This window comes from Rhizobium sp. ZW T2_16, from assembly GCF_044987325.1.
Lineage (GTDB): Bacteria > Pseudomonadota > Alphaproteobacteria > Rhizobiales > Rhizobiaceae > Neorhizobium > Neorhizobium cellulosilyticum.
The window spans coordinates 200,451-217,180 of the sequence record NZ_JBJDRG010000005.1; the positions used below are offsets into that span (position 1 = coordinate 200,451).

At 60.9% G+C, this 16,730-nt stretch carries 13 protein-coding genes; 8 read left to right on the plus strand and 5 right to left on the minus strand.

Features of this window, described 5'->3' with window-relative positions; genetic code table 11:
* Positions 1 to 8: 8 nt before the first annotated feature.
* Positions 9 to 1,211, minus strand: coding sequence for an efflux RND transporter periplasmic adaptor subunit (locus ACI3K0_RS15690; protein ID WP_183685709.1), 1,203 nt, complete (start codon positions 1,209 to 1,211; stop codon positions 9 to 11).
* 484 nt (positions 1,212 to 1,695) lie between these two features.
* Here ACI3K0_RS15690 and ACI3K0_RS15695 point away from each other — a divergent pair, with 484 nt between their 5' ends.
* The 3 genes from ACI3K0_RS15695 (at position 1,696) to ACI3K0_RS15705 (ending at position 6,752) form a co-directional block, all read left to right on the plus strand.
* Positions 1,696 to 2,880 (plus strand): efflux RND transporter periplasmic adaptor subunit, encoded by a 1,185-nt coding sequence (locus tag ACI3K0_RS15695; protein WP_148145107.1) that lies wholly within the window; start codon positions 1,696 to 1,698, stop codon positions 2,878 to 2,880.
* A 12-nt stretch (positions 2,881 to 2,892) separates the two neighbouring features.
* Positions 2,893 to 6,039 carry a multidrug efflux RND transporter permease subunit gene (locus ACI3K0_RS15700; RefSeq protein ID WP_404945598.1) on the plus strand — a complete coding sequence of 1,049 codons (3,147 nt, stop codon included), beginning with the start codon at positions 2,893 to 2,895 and terminating at the stop codon, positions 6,037 to 6,039.
* A 92-nt stretch (positions 6,040 to 6,131) separates the two neighbouring features.
* A complete protein-coding gene (locus ACI3K0_RS15705; RefSeq protein WP_404945599.1) occupies positions 6,132 to 6,752 on the plus strand; it encodes a TetR family transcriptional regulator in 621 nt (206 codons plus the stop codon).
* Between the two features lie 48 nt (positions 6,753 to 6,800).
* Here ACI3K0_RS15705 and ACI3K0_RS15710 read toward each other — a convergent pair whose 3' ends face one another.
* The 4 genes from ACI3K0_RS15710 to proV form a co-directional block, all read right to left on the minus strand.
* A complete protein-coding gene (locus ACI3K0_RS15710; protein WP_148145104.1) occupies positions 6,801 to 7,058 on the minus strand; it encodes a helix-turn-helix transcriptional regulator in 258 nt (85 codons plus the stop codon).
* Between the two features lie 55 nt (positions 7,059 to 7,113).
* Entirely contained in the window at positions 7,114 to 8,013 is a 900-nt protein-coding gene (locus tag ACI3K0_RS15715) for a glycine betaine ABC transporter substrate-binding protein (RefSeq protein WP_404945600.1), read from the minus strand.
* 66 nt (positions 8,014 to 8,079) lie between these two features.
* Positions 8,080 to 8,961 carry an ABC transporter permease gene (locus ACI3K0_RS15720; protein ID WP_404945601.1) on the minus strand — a complete coding sequence of 294 codons (882 nt, stop codon included), beginning with the start codon at positions 8,959 to 8,961 and terminating at the stop codon, positions 8,080 to 8,082.
* A gap of 58 nt (positions 8,962 to 9,019) precedes the next feature.
* Positions 9,020 to 10,252: a glycine betaine/L-proline ABC transporter ATP-binding protein ProV gene (gene proV / locus ACI3K0_RS15725; RefSeq protein WP_404945602.1), complete on the minus strand. Its 1,233-nt coding sequence runs from the start codon at positions 10,250 to 10,252 to the stop codon at positions 9,020 to 9,022.
* Positions 10,253 to 10,829: 577 nt separating this feature from the next.
* Between proV and ACI3K0_RS15730 the strand changes: the two genes are divergently transcribed.
* The 5 genes from ACI3K0_RS15730 to ACI3K0_RS15750 are packed head-to-tail and all read left to right on the plus strand — an operon-like array spanning position 10,830 to position 16,723.
* Positions 10,830 to 11,816 carry a BMP family protein gene (locus ACI3K0_RS15730; protein WP_404945603.1) on the plus strand — a complete coding sequence of 329 codons (987 nt, stop codon included), beginning with the start codon at positions 10,830 to 10,832 and terminating at the stop codon, positions 11,814 to 11,816.
* A 9-nt stretch (positions 11,817 to 11,825) separates the two neighbouring features.
* Entirely contained in the window at positions 11,826 to 13,229 is a 1,404-nt protein-coding gene (locus tag ACI3K0_RS15735) for an amidase (RefSeq protein ID WP_148145101.1), read from the plus strand.
* Positions 13,226 to 14,743 (plus strand): ABC transporter ATP-binding protein, encoded by a 1,518-nt coding sequence (locus tag ACI3K0_RS15740; RefSeq protein WP_404945604.1) that lies wholly within the window; start codon positions 13,226 to 13,228, stop codon positions 14,741 to 14,743. Before ACI3K0_RS15735 ends, ACI3K0_RS15740 begins: the two co-directional genes overlap by 4 nt.
* On the plus strand, positions 14,733 to 15,782 hold the full coding sequence (locus tag ACI3K0_RS15745; protein WP_148145099.1) for an ABC transporter permease: 1,050 nt from the start codon (positions 14,733 to 14,735) through the stop codon (positions 15,780 to 15,782). The genes ACI3K0_RS15740 and ACI3K0_RS15745 overlap by 11 nt, the downstream gene beginning before the upstream one ends.
* The gene (locus tag ACI3K0_RS15750) at positions 15,779 to 16,723 is read left to right on the plus strand and encodes an ABC transporter permease (protein WP_404945605.1); all 945 of its coding nucleotides are present in this window, start codon (positions 15,779 to 15,781) and stop codon (positions 16,721 to 16,723) included. Before ACI3K0_RS15745 ends, ACI3K0_RS15750 begins: the two co-directional genes overlap by 4 nt.
* The last annotated feature ends 7 nt before the right edge of the window (positions 16,724 to 16,730 follow it).

The window sequence follows — 16,730 nt, forward strand, 5'->3', positions numbered from 1 at the left end:
CCTCCCAATCAGAACATCGGCGGCGGGCCGCCTCGGCGGCTGGATGCCGACGGCGTGGCGGAGCCTTCGCTGATCACAACCCGCTCGCCTTCGGAGAGGCCGGACTTCACTTCGGCGGTGATCTTGTTGTTGAGGCCGATCTCGACCTTGCGGGCCTCTATTTTGCCGTCCTTCTCGACGCGGACCTGAGCGTTGCCCGTCGCGGCGGTTTCCGGCAGGGCGGAGGATGGGATGGTGAGCACATCTGCTGCCGAACCGAGGATGATATTGACCTCCGCAGACATGTAGGTGCGGAAACGACCGTCTTCGTTTGGGATGTCGAAGACGCCGATATAATAGATCGCCGAAGAGGATGAGGACGACGAAGATGACGAGCCGGTGCTGGAGGTGGCGACGCTGCTGTCATCGACGATCGATTCCGGGGCAGGCTCGATTGCCGCAAGCGTTGCGTCATAGGATCTCGCCCGGTCACCGATGACGTTGAAGCGCACCTTCTGCCCGGCTTCGACGCGGGTGATATCGGCTTCCGAAATCTCGGCACGGACGGTCATGCGGGTCAGGTCGCCAAGCGCAACGATGGTGGGGGCTGATTGCGTGGCGTTGACGGTGCGGCCTTCCTGGTTGACGATCGCGAGAACCGTGCCGTCCATCGGGGCGCTGATCCGCGTATAACCGACATCCGCCTGCGCCGTCTCGACGGCAACCTCGGCCTCTGTGATCTGCGCATCGAGCGCCTCTATCTGTGCCGTGACGACCTTCACTTCGGCTTCGGCGGTCTGCAGATCGGCGCGGGAGCCTGCCTGTTTCTCGTAGATCGCCTGCTGGCGAGCGAGGGTGAGGTTGGCGTTCTCCAGCTCTGCGACGCGCTCGTTGCGCTGCGCCTGAACATTGGCAAGTGCCGCATTGGCGGTTTTCAGCGCGTTGTCCTGCGTAGTGGAATCAATGAGCGCGATGAGATCGCCCGCCTTCACCGTGTCGCCGACGGCAACCTTCAGCGAGGTAATGCGACCAGATGCCTGCGAACCGACGGCGACAAGCCGTGATGGCTTGAGCGTGCCCGTTGCGAGAACCGTCGATTCCACATTGCCGCGCGCCACGGGCGTAGTCAGCACTGCCGGGGTGGAGGCCGATGACGACAGTGTAAAGGCGGTGCCGACACCTATGATGACAAGCGCGGTAAGCAGGAGTGGCAGGGCCGTCTTGAGACGCATTCGAGATACTCAACCTTTGTAAAACCGATGAGTACCGATATTGTTTTTCGCCGCCGGCCTGTCAACGCAGCAAAGATTAAATGATGTTCATGCTGGCGCGGTACGGCACTCACCCACAGTAATCTCCCTGCCCGTTTTCAAATTTGTGGCTGCTTCTCATCAAAACTATGTTAGATTGGTGGCAGGCTGTTGCATCGGGCGGCACGGCCGTATCCAATGCTATCGAGGCGATTGTATTCCCTCGATAATACCGATCAAGATACTGATTTCATTATTTTATTTGTTGATTTTTGGCTTTGCGGATCGCTTGGGCGGTAATGACGCATGTTTCTGCGGGTTGTCGCGACGCTTCTCGGTTGAGCAATTCTGGCATGCAGTGATATGCCCTTGCTCAACCACTGTGATATTCAAAATCAACTTGCGATAATTTATATACGTATTAGTTTGTATGTAAATTTTCTCCCCCTTCAGTTGGAGCTTTCCGATGCAAAAGACGCCGCTGCGCGCTCTCGCACTTTTGTCTGGTCTCGCATTTCTGGCAGGGTGCCAGCAGGAGCAGCAGGGGCAGGCCCAGCAGGCGCCGCCGCCCAGCCCGGTCGGCGTCATGACGATTGCCGCTGAATCCCTGCCGATCATCAACGAATTGCCCGGCCGCATCTCTCCGACAAGGCTTGCCGAAGTTCGCCCGCGTGTCTCCGGCATCGTTGTCGAGCAGGTCTTCGAGCAGGGCTCGCATGTCAATCGCGGTGATGTTCTTTACCGGATCGATCCGGCCACTTTTCAGGTTCAGGTCGATAGCGCCAAGGCTACCGTAGCACGTGCCAAGGCAGCCCAGCTGCAGGCGCGCCAGACCTCCGATCGTCAGCAGCAGCTGCGTCGCTCCAATGTCGCCTCCCAGCAGGAATTCGACAACGCGATCTCCCTGCTGGCGCAGGCCGATGCTGAGGTTGCCGTTGCCGAGGCCGGCCTCGCACAGGCAAATCTCAATCTGCAATATTCGCAGGTCACCGCGCCGATCAGCGGCCGCATCGGTCGTGCGCTGATCACCGAGGGCGCGCTTGTCAGCGCCAACAGCACCGAAAATCTTGCGACCATCCAGCAGCTCGATCCGATCTATGCCGACTTTACCCAGCCGGCTGCCGACCTGATCCGCCTGCGCAAGGCGCTCGAAGACGGCAAGTTGATGACCGGCGACAATGAGGCGGAAGTAAAGCTGCTTCTCGATGACGGCACCCCCTACGCCCAGACGGGACGCCTGCTGTTCTCCGAAGCCGCCGTCGATGAGACGACCGGCCAAGTGACACTGCGTGGCGAATTCCCCAATCCGGACGGGGACCTTCTGCCGGGCATGTATGTGCGCGTCCAGATCCAGCAGGGTGTCGAGAGGGAAGCCTTTGCGGTTCCGCAGCAAGCGGTTCAGCGTGATCCGGGTGGTCAGGCAAGCGTGCTTGTCGTCGGTGAAGGCAACAAGGTCGAACAGCGCCGCGTCAATGTCGGTCGTGCGCTCGGCGATCGCTGGGTCATCTCGCAGGGACTGAAGGCCGGCGACCAGGTCATCGCGGATGGCTTCCAGAAGACTGCACCCGGCGCAACCGTCAATCCGCAGCCTTGGAACCCGGAAAAGCCTGCGGCAGAAGCCGCAGGCGCAGCGCCGGCAGCACAGAAGTAAGGACCCGATCGTATGGCAAGTTTCTTCATCGATCGGCCGATCTTTGCGTGGGTCGTCGCGATCTTTATCATGCTGGCGGGCGTGCTCGCTATCCCGATGCTGCCGATCGCGCAGTATCCGAATGTCGCACCGCCGCAGATCTCCATCTCCACCAGCTATCCTGGTGCGTCTCCTGAAAACATCTACCAGAGCGTCACGCGTCCGATCGAAGACGAGCTGAACGGTGTTCCGGGACTGATCTATTTCGAATCCACGTCCGAATCCTCCGGCCGTATCTCGATCAACGTCACTTTCGCCCCCGGTACCAATATCGGTGAAGCGCAGGTCGAAGTTCAGAACCGCATCGCACGCGCCGAGCCGCGTCTGCCGCAGGCCGTTACCTCGCAGGGTATTCGCGTCGAGCGTGCCGGCACGTCCTTCCTGATGGTCGTCTCTCTGACCGCGACTGACGGCAATACCGACGCGATCGGTCTCGGCGACTATCTGCAACGTAACGTCATCGGTGAAATCCGCCGTGTCGACGGCGTCGGCAGCGCCCAGCTGTTTGCCACCCAGCGCTCCATGCGTATCTGGATGGATCCCGACAAGATGGTCGGCCTCAGCCTGACCTCCGCGGATATCGTCAGTGCCATCTCGGCGCAGAACGCCCAGGTTGCCGGCGGCCGCATCGGTGCGACGCCGAACCCGATCGGCCAGCAGATTTCGGCCACCGTCAATGTCCAAGGGCAGCTCACCTCGCCCGAGCAGTTCGGTGCGATCGTGCTGCGCGCCAATCCCGATGGTTCGTCGGTTCGTCTTCGCGATGTTGCCCGTGTCGAAGTTGGTGGTGAAAGCTACAACTTCTCCAGCCGCCTGAACGGTCAGCCGAGTGCCGCCATCGGTATCCAGCTGTCGCCGACCGGTAACGCGCTTGCGACCTCGGAAGGCGTCAAGGCGGTCATGGAGGAACTGTCAGGGTATTTCCCCGCCGGCGTACAGTATGAGATTCCTTACGACACCAGCCCGTTCGTGGCGGTGTCGATCGAGAAGGTTATCCATACGCTGATCGAGGCGATGATTCTCGTCTTCGTCGTCATGTTCATCTTCCTGCAGAACATCCGTTACACCGTCATTCCGGCCTTGGTCGTGCCTGTCGCGCTGCTCGGCACCTGTGCTGTCATGTATGCGTCCGGATTCTCGATCAACGTGTTGACGATGTTCGCGATGGTTCTGGCGATCGGCATTCTCGTCGATGACGCGATCGTCGTCGTCGAAAACGTCGAACGCATCATGGCCGAGGAAAAGTTGTCGCCGAAGGAAGCGACACGCAAGGCGATGGGGCAGATTTCCGGCGCCATCATCGGCATCACGCTGGTGTTGACGGCGGTGTTCGTGCCGATGGCCTTCTTCCCGGGCGCCGTCGGCATCATCTACCAGCAGTTCTCGCTGACCATGGTCGTGTCGATCCTGTTTTCCGGCTTCCTCGCGCTTTCGCTGACGCCCGCACTGTGCGGCTCGTTCCTCAAGCCGATCAAGGAAGGTCACCACGAGAAGAAGGGCTTCTTCGGCCTCTTCAATCGCGGCTTCAACAAGGCGTCCCACGGTTATTCGAGCACTGTCGGCGGCATCATCAAGCGCTCAGGCCGCTTCATGATCATCTATCTTGCGCTGGTCGCGGGTCTCGGCTGGGCTTATATCCAGCTGCCGACATCGTTCCTGCCGAACGAAGACCAGGGCTTTCTGATCGTCGACGTGCAGGCGCCGGCAGAGGCCAGCACCGACCGTACGATCGACGTCATTTCGCAGATCGAGAAGATCGCCATGGCGGAAAAGGCTGTCGATCGCATCATCGCCATCAACGGCTTTTCGTTCTCGGGTTCCGGTCAGAACGCCGGTCTCGCCTTCATCACGCTGAAGGACTGGAGCGAGCGCGGACCGGAAGACAGCGCCAATGCGCTGGCCCAGCGGATCAACGGCAAGATCTTCGGCATTCGCGATGCAATCGCGTTTTCGCTGTCGCCGCCGCCGATCCAGGGTCTTGGTAACTCGTCCGGCTTCACCTTCCGCCTTCAGGACCGTGCGGGCGTTGGGCAGGCCGCTCTTGCTGCCGCGCGTGACCAGTTGATGGCGGAAGCTCGCAAGAGCCCTATCCTTGCCGGCCTTCGTATCGAAGGCATGCCGGATGCGGCTCAGGTGAACCTTCTGATCGATCGCGAAAAGGCCAACACGTTTGGTGTGACCTTCGGAGACATCAACTCCACGATCACCGCAAATCTCGGCTCGTCCTATGTCAACGACTTCCCGAACGCGGGCCGCATGCAGCGTGTGACGGTGCAGGCGGACGGCAATCAGCGCATGCAGACGGCGGATCTTCTAAAGCTGAACGTCCGTAATGCCAGCGGCGGCATGGTGCCGATGTCATCCTTCGCAACGGTCGAGTGGATGCGCGGCCCGTCCCAGGTCGTCGGTTACAACGGCTATCCGTCGGTTCGTATCGCCGGCCAGGCCGGCCCGGGCTATTCGTCGGGTGATGCGATTGCGGAAATGCAGCGCCTCGCCGGGCAGTTGCCGAGCGGCTTTGGTTACGAATGGACCGGCCAGTCACTGCAGGAAATCCAGTCGGGTTCGCAGGCTCCCGCGCTGATCGGGCTCTCGATCTTGTTCGTCTTCCTGCTTCTGGCGGCACTCTACGAAAGCTGGTCGATCCCGATTTCGGTCATGCTGGTGGTTCCGCTTGGTGTCATCGGTTGCGTGGCTGCGGTGATGATCCGCAACATGCCCAACGACGTCTACTTCCTCGTCGGGCTGATCGCGATCGTCGGTCTGTCTGCCAAGAACGCGATCCTAATCATTGAGTTCGCCAAGGACCTGCGCGCCGAAGGCAAGACGACTTACGAGGCGACTGTGGAAGCGGCGCATCTTCGCTTCCGCCCGATCCTGATGACGTCGATGGCGTTTACCCTCGGCGTCGTGCCGATGGCGATTGCCACCGGCGCAAGTGCTGCCAGCCAGAACGCCATCGGTACCGGCGTTCTCGGCGGCATGATCTCCGCCACCGTTCTCGCGATCTTCTTCGTGCCGGCCTTCTTCATGTTTGTCATGAGGCTGTTCAGCAAGAGCGCCCGCGCAGAACCGATGGGCGGCAAGTACGAAGCCAAGAACGGCACGTCGACACATTAAGATTGTTACCCCCGGAAGCTCAGCTTTCCGGGGGTAACCACCACCTTGGCCCGATAGCGTGGAGTATTCGGGCATGATGGAAAGGAGGAGGGATGAGACGAACCAAGGCAGAGGCCGCCGAGACGCGCTGCTCGATCCTTGCGGCGGCTGAAAAACTCTTCTTCGAGAAGGGCGTCGCTACCAGCACGCTTGATGAAATCGCGACGGCAGCCGGCGTGACCCGCGGCGCTATCTATTGGCATTTCAACAGCAAGAGCGATCTGTTTCTCGAGCTTTACAACGCGGCCGATCTTCCGCGTGTCAACATGGCGGATGTCGATGCGCCATGCGATGACGGCCGCGATCCGTTGTCTCTCGTGGAAAAGATGGCATGTGACTGGCTGCAGGTGCTGGCCGAGGACAGGCATCGCCAACGGCTGCTTTCCATACTGCTGCGGACCAATTTCACGGAAGAATTCCAGCCGGTGATGGACGAGCTGGACAAGCTCGATCGTGAACATACGAGCTATCTGGAGAGCATTCTGGAGCGAGCCGCGAACGACAACCGGCTCGCCGCCGCGTGGACGCCGCATTCGGCCAGCAAGACGTTCAAATGGCTGATGAAGGGTATTTGCTGGGACTGGCTGCTTTACGGCCAGAAGTTCGATCTCAGCAAGGACGGCAGTGACAAGGTCAGGAGATTGCTGGCCAGCTTTCGCAGCAACACGGTCTAGGGGCTGTAGAATCGGAAAGCTGCCGGCATTTGCTGTGATGCGCGGGTATCAACTCCAGCGCGGTCCTGTTCCCCGGCCATCCGCCAACCAAGCGACGCTCACCTGCAAAACGCTCGCCATCATCTCGAGGCGGTCGAAGAGCGGTTCTGAACGGTCGTTTTCCCAATCTGACCACGTTACGGGTTCAATCCCGAGGGTCTGCGCCGCCTCCTCTACCGAGATATCCCGCGCATCGCGCGCCAGGGAGATACGGCCCCCCAGTGTGTCGTCAATGCCGTAGGCGGGCTGGAATTTGCGATTGCTCATCAGGTGTCCCCACAGGTGAAGTGCGGCCGCTCGTCAGGCGAGCGGCCGCCGCTATTCAGCCTTCGTCGCCGACCCAGGCCTTGATCTGGTCCGGATGGTCCTCGATATACTTCGCCACGGCCTCGTCGTAAGAGGTTTCCTGGGCGTTGAACATGGCGGCCTCGAGGTCATCGAGCGGCACCTTCATGCGCGACAGGAATTCTGCGGCCTTCGGGTTTTCGGTCTTGAAATCCTTCGAGGCGAGAATGTCGACATGTTCGGCTTCACCGAGCGACTTCTTCGGGTCGTCGATGTAGCGCAGCTTATATTTGCCGAACATCCAGTGGGGGCTCCAGGACGTGGCGACGAACCACTTTTCGCCACGCATTGCGCGGTCGACCGTCGTCAGCATTCCGGCTTCACTGGAAATCTGCAGCTTGTAGTCGTCGAGCGCGTAATCCTTCACGGCCTGCTGCGAAAGGCGTGTCAGGCCGGCACCGGGATCGATGCCCTGGATCGTACCGGAGAGCTTTTTCTGCACGTCCGGCTTCTTCAAATCCTCGATCGAGGCGATCTCGCTTTCCGGAATATAGGTCGGGACGACCCAGCCCAGCTTGGCGCCGTCATACACTGTGCCGAGCGTTTCGACACGGTTCTTCACCTTGTCGTAATAGTCGGCATGGGTTGCCGGCAGCCATGCCATCATCATCGCGTCGATATCGCCACGGCTGACGCCTTGGTAGAGAGGCGCCACGTCGGTCTGGACCAGTTCGACCTTCTGGCCAAGCTTGTCGGTCATCAGCTTGGCTGCAAGCTTGGTGACGAATTCGGCGTCGGACCACGGCGCGAAACCGAGCTTAACCGTCTTGGCGTCCTGCGCCATGGTCGGCATGACAGAACCGCCGACGAGTGCCGCGGCAAGTCCGAGCGTTGCCGTAAGTGTCGCCCTGCGGGTTTTGGAAAACGACTTGAACATGCATGCTCCTTCTTGGGAGTTTGAATTCGCGGGTTTGGCACCCGCATGGTTCGGCGCGGGATCGGCTCAGGCGGTCGCCGTTGCCAGTTGCTCGCGCTCGGTCTTTTTGAAAAGCACGCTCCAGAAGGCGGCGCGGGGCTTTCCGAGGGATTGGGTAAGCCGGTCGAGGATGACGGCCAGGATGACGACGGCAAGGCCGCCTTCAAAACCGGTGCCGACGTCGAGACGCTGGATGCCGGTCAAGACCGTGTTGCCGATGCCGCCGGCACCGATCATCGAGGCGATCACCACCATCGACAGCGACAGCATGATCGTCTGGTTGATGCCGGCCATGATCGATGGCATGGCGTTGGGCAGCTGTACCTTGAACAGAAGCTGTGTCGAGGTGCAGCCAAAGGCGTTGCCGGCCTCGATGAATTCGGCATGCACCTGGCGGATGCCGAGATTGGTGAGGCGCACGACGGGCGGCATGGCGAAGATCACGGTGGCGATCGCGCCCGGTACGGCGCCGAGGCCGAAGAACATCGCAGCCGGGATCAGATAGACGAAGGCCGGCATGGTTTGCATCAGGTCAAGGATCGGGCGAACGATGGTTGCGACCGTATCCCTGCGCGCCATGGCGATGCCGAGCGGGAGGCCGATCAGCATGGCCATCAGCGTAGACGCGATGACCAGCGACAGGGTTTCCATCATCGCGCTCCACAGGCCCATGTGATTGACGAGCCAAAGGGCAACGCCCGTTAGAATGCCGAAGCCGAGACCCACTCTCCAGAGGGACAGAAGGACGAAGATAGCTATGCCAATCGGCAAGGGGATGCCGACGAGAGCGTTTTGAATATTGCCGGTCACGAAACCGATCAGGCTGGCGATGAAGTCGAGGAAGGGCGAAAAGTTGTCCAGAACGTAATTGACGGCGGCGTCGATGCCGTCTCCGATATCGAAATTCATAAGTCTGTCTCCGGTGGTTGGCCGGTTATTGGGAAAGGCTCAGGATCCTGCTTGGCGATCAACTGGCGCGGTCAAGCGTTTCGAGCAGCGTCGACTTGCTGATGGAGCCGAGATAGCGCTTGGTCTCGTCGACCACTGGAACCGGCCACGGACTTGCGGCGACCTTGCCGAGGACATTCGACAGGGGCTCGTCGGCCGGGATAGGCTCGATCTCGGACAGGAATGCGCCGCGATAGGGATCGGCCGCCTTGGCCCGCATCTTTTCGATCAGCGAGGTCTGGCTGACGACACCGTGATAGGTCTTGTCGCGACCGAGAATGATCGCATATTCGCGGTCATAATGCTTCATCCGCTCCAGCGCCGCAGCAGCCGTGGTGCCTTGGCGATCGATGATGGTGATCTGCGTCTTGCGCGCGACATCGCCGGCCTTGAAGACCTGGCTTACATCGACATTGCGGAAGAAGGATCGGACATAATCGTTAGCCGGGCTCATGACGATCTCGTCCGGCGTACCGACCTGGATGACATTGCCGTTCTGCATGATGCAGATCCGATCGCCGATGCGCATGGCTTCGTCGAGATCGTGGCTGACAAAGACAATGGTGCGGCTCTGCTCGGCCTGGAGGCGAACGAGTTCGTCCTGCATCTCCGTGCGGATCAGCGGGTCGAGTGCGGAAAACGCCTCGTCCATCAGAAGGATGGTCGGCTCGCTGGCAAGCGCGCGGGCAAGGCCGACACGCTGCTTCATGCCGCCGGAAAGCTGGTCGGGCATGCTGTCGGCGTAACCATCGAGACCGACGGCCTTGAGGGCTGCGAGCGCCTTCTCCTTGCGCTCGGCTTCACCGACGCCGGCAACTTCCAGCCCGAAGGCGGCGTTGTTGAGAACCGTGCGATTGGGCAACAGTGCGAAAGACTGGAACACCATGCTGATATCGCGACGACGGACATCGATCAGTTCGCGGCGGGACATCTTGGTGATGTCGCGGCCATCGATCTCGATCGAACCGGCAGTCGGCTCTATCAGACGGTTGAGAAGGCGAAGAAGGGTGGATTTGCCGGAACCCGACAGGCCCATGATGACAAAGATTTCGCCGGCCTTGATGTCGAAACTGGCATTGTTGACGCCGACCGAACAGCCGGTCTGGGCGTGGATTTCCGATTTTGTCTTGCCGGCGCGGACCATCTCCATGGCCTTTTCAGGCCGCTCGCCGAAAACCTTGTAGACATTGTTGAGACTGATCTTGGTCGGAGCCGGCTCAGCCGACGCGTCATTTTCAGTTGCAAAAGCCATTCAATACTGGGCCCGGGCTCGATAGCGCGGGCATTCTCCTTTTGTGATTTCCCGAATGCAGCGCCCGCTTGATCGGCGCTAAGGATATCAAGACAACAAAAAGCGGCGAAACAATATCGCCGCCGCGGATATGAGCTGCAGCCGATGCGACGAAACGCATCAAGAAGGCTGCGAAAAACATGTTTGGCGGATCGATCTGGTTTTACTCTCGGCAATACCTTCGATCGGCCAGCTACGTTTCGAAAGGTAGGGAGGAGGGGGGTAAATGTCCATAAAAAAACACAATTCTATTAAGTTGAAGCCTTTGCGTTGCTGCCTGAATGTGTGACGATGACCTTAAATGACAGGGGCTTGCGGCTGTTCGGCCATGGGCGCAAAATATCGATCACGAAGCCGTGATATGGTCGATCGAACCATCTTGGTCGCATGGAAATCATGCCCGGCTGAGACTAAGCGTCCCTTCGGCGCGACGATGAAGATTGTCATGGATGCTCATTTGATGAGCAGTCAGTTTGCTTGACACTGTTTTGTGCGCTGCCTACAGAATTGACCATACAAAAAGAGGGGATTTCCGTCCATGACGCATGAATTCAAACTGTCCCGCCGTGCACTGATCGCGTCGGCTACCGCCGTCGGCGCAAGCGCTTTTCTTCCTTCCATCGCGCGTGCTGCTCCGCTGAAAGTGGCCGGCATTCACGGATCGCCGGTGGAAAACGCCTGGAACTCGGTTCTGCATGCAGCCCTGCAGGAAGCCGCCAAGGAAGGCGTGATCGAATATGTCTTCTCTGAAGGCGTTTCGGGCACCGATTATGGCCGCGCGATGCGCGAATATGCCGAACAGGGCAACAAGCTGATCATCGGTGAAGCCTATGCTGTCGAAAGCGAAGCCCGTGAAGTGGCTGGCGAATATCCGGAAACCGCCTTCGTTCTCGGCTCCAGCGGTAAGCAGGCCGGCGATAACTTTGGCGTCTTCGGTACCTGGAACCATGACGGCGCCTATCTCGCCGGCATGCTGGCCGGCAAGATAACCAAGAGCAACACGGTCGGCGCCGTCGGCGCCATGCCGATCCCGGAAGTTAACATGCTGATCAACGCTTTTGGCGAAGGTGTAAAGGCCGTCAACCCGAACGCCAAGGTACTTGTCTCGTTCATCGGCACGTTCTTCGATCCGCCGAAGGCACGCGAGGCAGGTCTTGCCCAGATCGATGCCGGCGCGGACATCCTGTTCGGCGAACGTATCGGCACGGCGGATGCCGCGAAGGAACGCGGCATCAAGGCCGTCGGCTCGCTGATCGACTACACGCCGCGTTATCCGGAAACCGTATTCGCCAACGCGCTCTGGGGCTTCCGCCCGATCCTCAATGCGGCCATCGCCGATGTTGCGGCCGGCAAGCCGGTCGGCAAGGACTACACCCCCTTCGGTCTTCTGAAAGAGGGCGGCAGCGACATCGCCTTCGTCAAGGGCGTAGCGCCTGCAGATGCCGAGGCTGCGATGGAAGCCAAGCGCGCCGAGATCAAGGCCGGTACGTTCGAAGTGCCGCGCAACATGAACGAGCCGAAGTAAGCCGGACCGATGCATGCCGACGCGACAGCACTTGCCGAAGCGATCGGCTGCGGACAACTGACGGCGCGGCAGGCGATGGAAAGATCGCTTGCCGCAGCCGAAAAACACGAGGCGCTCGGCGCCATATGTTATCTCGATACCGAACAGGGACTGGCCTCGGCCGATGCCTTCGATGCGCTGCCTGTCGAGCAACGCAAATTCAGGCCGTTCGGCGGTGTGCCGACGCTTGCCAAGGATCTTGGCGGGCCGTTCAAGGGATTTCCGGTCAGCGCTGGATCGAAGTCCCTGCCGAGGCAAGGCGGCGAGGCGGATTCCGATCTCGCGGCCCGTTATCGTGATGCTGGTTTCTGTCTGTTCGGGATTACAACGACCCCGGAATTCGGCCTGTCCTTAGCAAGCGAGCCGCTGATCGGCCCGATATCGAAAAATCCGCTTGATCCATCGCTGACATCCGGCGGGTCCTCCGGTGGAGCCGCTGCTGCTGTCGCGGCCGGCATCGTTTCGATTGCGCATGCGACCGATGCCGGTGGGTCGATCCGCGTTCCGGCCGCCTGTTGTGGTCTGGTGGGGTTGAAGCCCGGGCGCGGGGCGATGGCGGCGGGGCCGCTGTTTACCAACCATCTCGGCGGCATTGCCAGCGAACTTGCCGTATGCCGCTCGGTTCGCGATGTGGAGCGGGCATTTTCGGTGCTCGCAGGCTCTGCGCGCGGGCCTTATCCGCCGGTCGAGCAGGCCGTGGCCAAGGCCGGGAAGCTTAAAATCGGGCTGCTGACGGAGCTTGGATCGGATTTTGCGATCGATCCGGTTCGTGCTGAGGCCGTTGCGGATGCTGCCCGTGTCTCGGAGGCGGAGGGGCACGAGATCGTTTCACTGGCATGGAGCGATATTCGCGCGGTCATTGAAGCATCGGGCAGGGCATTTCGCGATGTGATTGCCATCAATCTCGCAAGCCTTGCGAAGCTGCCCGGTATCGATGCTGCTCTGTGGGAACCGATGACGCAGGCGGTTGCCGAAGAGGGCGGCCGGATGAGCGGCGTTGCGGTCTGGGATCTGGTGCAGGCGATGGTTTATGTCAGCCGCGATCTGCATGCGCTGTTCGACCGTTTTGACGTGCTGCTGACGCCGATGCTGGCGTCTGCGCCAAGGCCGATCGGGTCTTTTCCGAGCGATCACCGCGATACCGACTTGCATTTTGCCCGCATGAGTTCTTTCGCCCCGCTTGCGGCGATTGCCAATATCTCCGGTTTCCCGGCAATTACCCTGCCTTTCGGCGTGGATAAGGCCGGTCTGCCCTTGCCGGTGCAGATGATAGCTCCTATGGGGCAGGAGGCGCTGCTTCTGGCCCTTGCCGCAAGGCTTGAGGGCGAACAACGCTGGTCGCACCCTTTCCCAATCACAGGCCTCGACCGATGACGGATACCGTTCTCGACATCAGAAATGTCAGCAAGCGTTTTGGCGATAATCTTGCCAATGACGATATTTCGCTGTCGCTCGCAAAGGGCGAGATCGTTGCGCTGCTCGGCGAAAACGGCGCCGGCAAGACGACGCTGATGAGCATTCTTTTCGGCCATTATTTGCCGGACACGGGTTCCGTTTCGGTGATGGGGCAGATGCTGCCGCCGGGAAAGCCGCGCGCCGCGATCCGCGCCGGTGTCGGCATGGTGCACCAGCATTTTTCGCTGGCGCCGAACCTGACCGTGCTCGAAAACGTCATGACCGGGACGGAAAGCCTCTGGTCTCTCGGTTCCAATTTCTCTGCCGGGCGTAAAAAGCTTCTCGATATTTCGCAGCGTTTCGGGCTGAAGGTCGATCCGGATGCGCGGCTCGGCGATCTTTCGGTCGGCGAGCAGCAGCGCGTCGAAATTTTGAAGGCGCTTTATAACGATGCGCGCATTCTTGTGCTCGACGAGCCGACGGCGGTTCTGACCAAGCTCGAAGCCGAGACGCTGTTTTCGACCTTGAAGGATATGGCGCGGCAGGGGCTGTCGCTGATCTTCATTTCCCACAAGCTGGACGAGGTGATGGCGACGGCCGACCGCATCGTCGTGCTGCGCGGCGGCAGACAAGTCGCCGAGCGCAAGGTGGGCGATACCAGCAAGGCCGAACTTGCCGAACTGATGGTTGGCCGCAAGGTGACGCGCCCGGTGCGCGAGGCTTCGACGCCGGGCGAGATCGTGCTGGAAGCGGCGGGTATTACCGTGCGCTCCGGCGGCGTGGATCGGCTGAAATCCGTCGATTTCCGGCTGAGAGCTGGTGAAGTGCTCGGCATTATCGGTGTGTCCGGTAACGGGCAGGCGGTGCTGGCGCAGCTCTTGAGCGGTACGATCGGCCGCAGCGCCGGCGATCTGGTCCTGTTCGGCAAGGGTGTCGGCGACCTGACGGTGGCGGATGCCGTGTCCTCCGGTATCGGGCGCATTCCAGAGGATCGCAATCGCGACGGCGCGATCGGCGAGATGGCGATCTGGGAAAATGCGGTGCTGGAAAGGCTACCGGAATTTTCCAAGGCCGGACTGGTCGATCGCAAGGCGGGGATCGCCTTTGCGACAAGGATCATCGAGGGCTTTGATGTGCGTGGTGGAACGCCGACCAGCCGTATCCGGCTCTTATCCGGCGGCAACATGCAGAAGCTGATCCTTGGCCGCAACCTGATCGAGCACCCGAAAATCCTGCTTGCGGCGCAGCCGGCGCGTGGACTGGACGAAGGGGCCGTGGCGGCCGTGCATGAACGTATTCTTGAGGCGCGCAAGGCAGGTACCGCCGTGCTTCTGATTTCCGAGGATCTCGACGAGGTGATGGCGCTGGCCGACCGGATCCAGGCGATTGTCGGCGGGCGGCTGTCACCCTCCGTGAATGCCGAGGATGTCGATGCACAAAGGCTCGGGCTGATGATGGCCGGGGAATGGGGAGGTGCGTCCGATGCGGTTTGAGAGGCGCGAACATCGCTCGACGCTGCTGGTCATATCAACGCCGATCCTCGCCGTGATTGCAGCGCTTGCCATAGCAGGCGTGCTGATCGCCGCTGCCGGTGCGCCGGTTTTCGAGGCCTATTGGAAGATCCTGACCAGCGCCTTCGGCTCGCGGCTTTCCGCGACCGAGACTTTGACACGCGCTTCGCCGCTGATCCTGACCGGACTTGCCGCTGCCGTCGCCTTCCGTGCGCGGCTCTGGAATATCGGCGGGGAGGGGCAGTTCTATCTCGGAGCGATTGCCGCCGCTGCGGCCAGCGCGCATCTGTTTGCCGGCTTGCCGTCACTGCTGCAGATCCCGTTGCTTTTCATCGTCGGCGCGTTTGCCGGCATGGTTCTGCTGCTTGTGCCGTTGTGGCTGCGGTTGCGCTTTTCCGTCGATGAAGTGGTGACGACGCTGCTTTTGAATTTCGTCGCACTTCTGTTCGTCTCGATGCTGATCGATGGCGTGCTGAAAGACCCGGCGGCATTCGGCTGGCCGCAGTCGGAAGCGGTGGATGCCGCCGCCCGCCTGCCTAAACTGCTGGCCCGCTCGCGGCTGCATATCGGCCTCGGCATTGCGGTGGTGATCGCCTTCCTGATCTATTTCGTCCAGACGCGCACGGTGTTCGGCGTGCAGTCGCGCGCTGCGGGCCTCAACCCCTCCGGCGCCGTTTTCGCCGGTGTGCCGCTGGGGCGGACGCTGGTGATCGTCGCGATGATTTCCGGTGGTCTGGCGGGTCTTGCCGGCACGATCGAGGTTCTCGGCGTCAAGGGTTATGTGACGACCGATCTTTCGCCCGGTTATGGGTATTCCGGCATCGTCGTTGCCATGCTCGCCAACCTCAACCCGCTCGGGGTCGTGCTGGCGGCGCTGTTTACCGCCACGATGTTCGTCGGCGCAGACGGGATGAGCCGCAGCATGGGCATTCCGACCTATATTGCCGATGTGACGGTGTCGCTGTCGCTGCTGTCCATGCTGGTCGCGGTGTTCTTCACGCAATACAGGATACGCCGATGAGCGCGCTTTTCGACATCCTCGCCTCTGCCGGCCTCTGGGCCGCCGTGCTGCGTATCGCCACGCCGCTGATCCTTGCGACGCTCGGCGCGTTGATTTCCGAACGCGCGGGCGTGCTGAACCTCGGCATCGAGGGGATCATGACGTTTGGCGCGATGCTCGGCTGGCTGGCCGTCTATAATGGCGCGGATCTGTGGGTTGGGTTGCTGGTTGCCGCACTGGGCGGGGCGATGTTCGGGCTTTTGCATTCGGTGCTGACGGTGACGCTCGGCCTGTCGCAGCATGTCTCTGGTCTCGGCGTGACGCTGTTTGCCTCGAGCTTTGCCTATTACGTCTTCCGGCTGATGGTGCCGGTGGCTGGAACGCCGCCGACGATCGAGCCGTTCCAGCCGCTCGACATTCCGGTTCTTTCCGATCTGTCCTTCTTCGGTCCGGCATTCTTCACCCAGACGGCGCCGACCTATCTGGCGATTGGGCTTGCGATCGCGCTCGCCTATCTGATTGCTCGCACGCCGGTGGGACTTGCTATCCGAATGACAGGCGAAAACCCGCATGCGGCGGAAGCGCAGGGGCTGAACCCGATGGCGATCCGTTATGGGGCGGTGATTTTCGGCAGCGCGCTGATGGGCGTCGGTGGGGCCTTCCTGACGCTTTCGGCCTTCAACAGCTTCTTCCCCACGATGGTGCAGGGGCGCGGCTGGATCTGCATCGCGCTCGTCGTCTTCGCCTCGTGGAAGCCGGAGCGGGCGTTGCTTGGCGCGATCCTGTTTGCGCTGTTCGATGCCTTCCAGCTTCGGCTGCAGACGGTGCTGAGCGGCGTCGTGCCCTACCAGATTTTCCTGATGATCCCCTATCTGCTGTCGATTGCAGCGCTTGCGGTGATGGCGCGGCGTGCCCGCGTGCCGCAGGCGCTGATGCAGCCCTATCGGCGCGGCGAGCGCTGACGATTTA

What these genes read in the sequence shown, in the direction of transcription:
- ACI3K0_RS15700 (WP_404945598.1), top strand. Translation starts at nt 2,893, where the DNA reads ATGGCAAGTTTCTTCATCGATCGGCCGATCTTTGCGTGGGTCGTCGCG.
- ACI3K0_RS15745 (WP_148145099.1), top strand. Translation starts at nt 14,733, where the DNA reads ATGCGGTTTGAGAGGCGCGAACATCGCTCGACGCTGCTGGTCATATCA.
- ACI3K0_RS15735 (WP_148145101.1), top strand. Translation starts at nt 11,826, where the DNA reads ATGCATGCCGACGCGACAGCACTTGCCGAAGCGATCGGCTGCGGACAA.
- ACI3K0_RS15710 (WP_148145104.1), bottom strand. Translation starts at nt 7,058, where the DNA reads ATGAGCAATCGCAAATTCCAGCCCGCCTACGGCATTGACGACACACTG.
- ACI3K0_RS15750 (WP_404945605.1), top strand. Translation starts at nt 15,779, where the DNA reads ATGAGCGCGCTTTTCGACATCCTCGCCTCTGCCGGCCTCTGGGCCGCC.
- ACI3K0_RS15690 (WP_183685709.1), bottom strand. Translation starts at nt 1,211, where the DNA reads ATGCGTCTCAAGACGGCCCTGCCACTCCTGCTTACCGCGCTTGTCATC.
- ACI3K0_RS15705 (WP_404945599.1), top strand. Translation starts at nt 6,132, where the DNA reads ATGAGACGAACCAAGGCAGAGGCCGCCGAGACGCGCTGCTCGATCCTT.
- ACI3K0_RS15740 (WP_404945604.1), top strand. Translation starts at nt 13,226, where the DNA reads ATGACGGATACCGTTCTCGACATCAGAAATGTCAGCAAGCGTTTTGGC.
- ACI3K0_RS15715 (WP_404945600.1), bottom strand. Translation starts at nt 8,013, where the DNA reads ATGTTCAAGTCGTTTTCCAAAACCCGCAGGGCGACACTTACGGCAACG.
- ACI3K0_RS15720 (WP_404945601.1), bottom strand. Translation starts at nt 8,961, where the DNA reads ATGAATTTCGATATCGGAGACGGCATCGACGCCGCCGTCAATTACGTT.
- ACI3K0_RS15695 (WP_148145107.1), top strand. Translation starts at nt 1,696, where the DNA reads ATGCAAAAGACGCCGCTGCGCGCTCTCGCACTTTTGTCTGGTCTCGCA.
- proV (WP_404945602.1), bottom strand. Translation starts at nt 10,252, where the DNA reads ATGGCTTTTGCAACTGAAAATGACGCGTCGGCTGAGCCGGCTCCGACC.
- ACI3K0_RS15730 (WP_404945603.1), top strand. Translation starts at nt 10,830, where the DNA reads ATGACGCATGAATTCAAACTGTCCCGCCGTGCACTGATCGCGTCGGCT.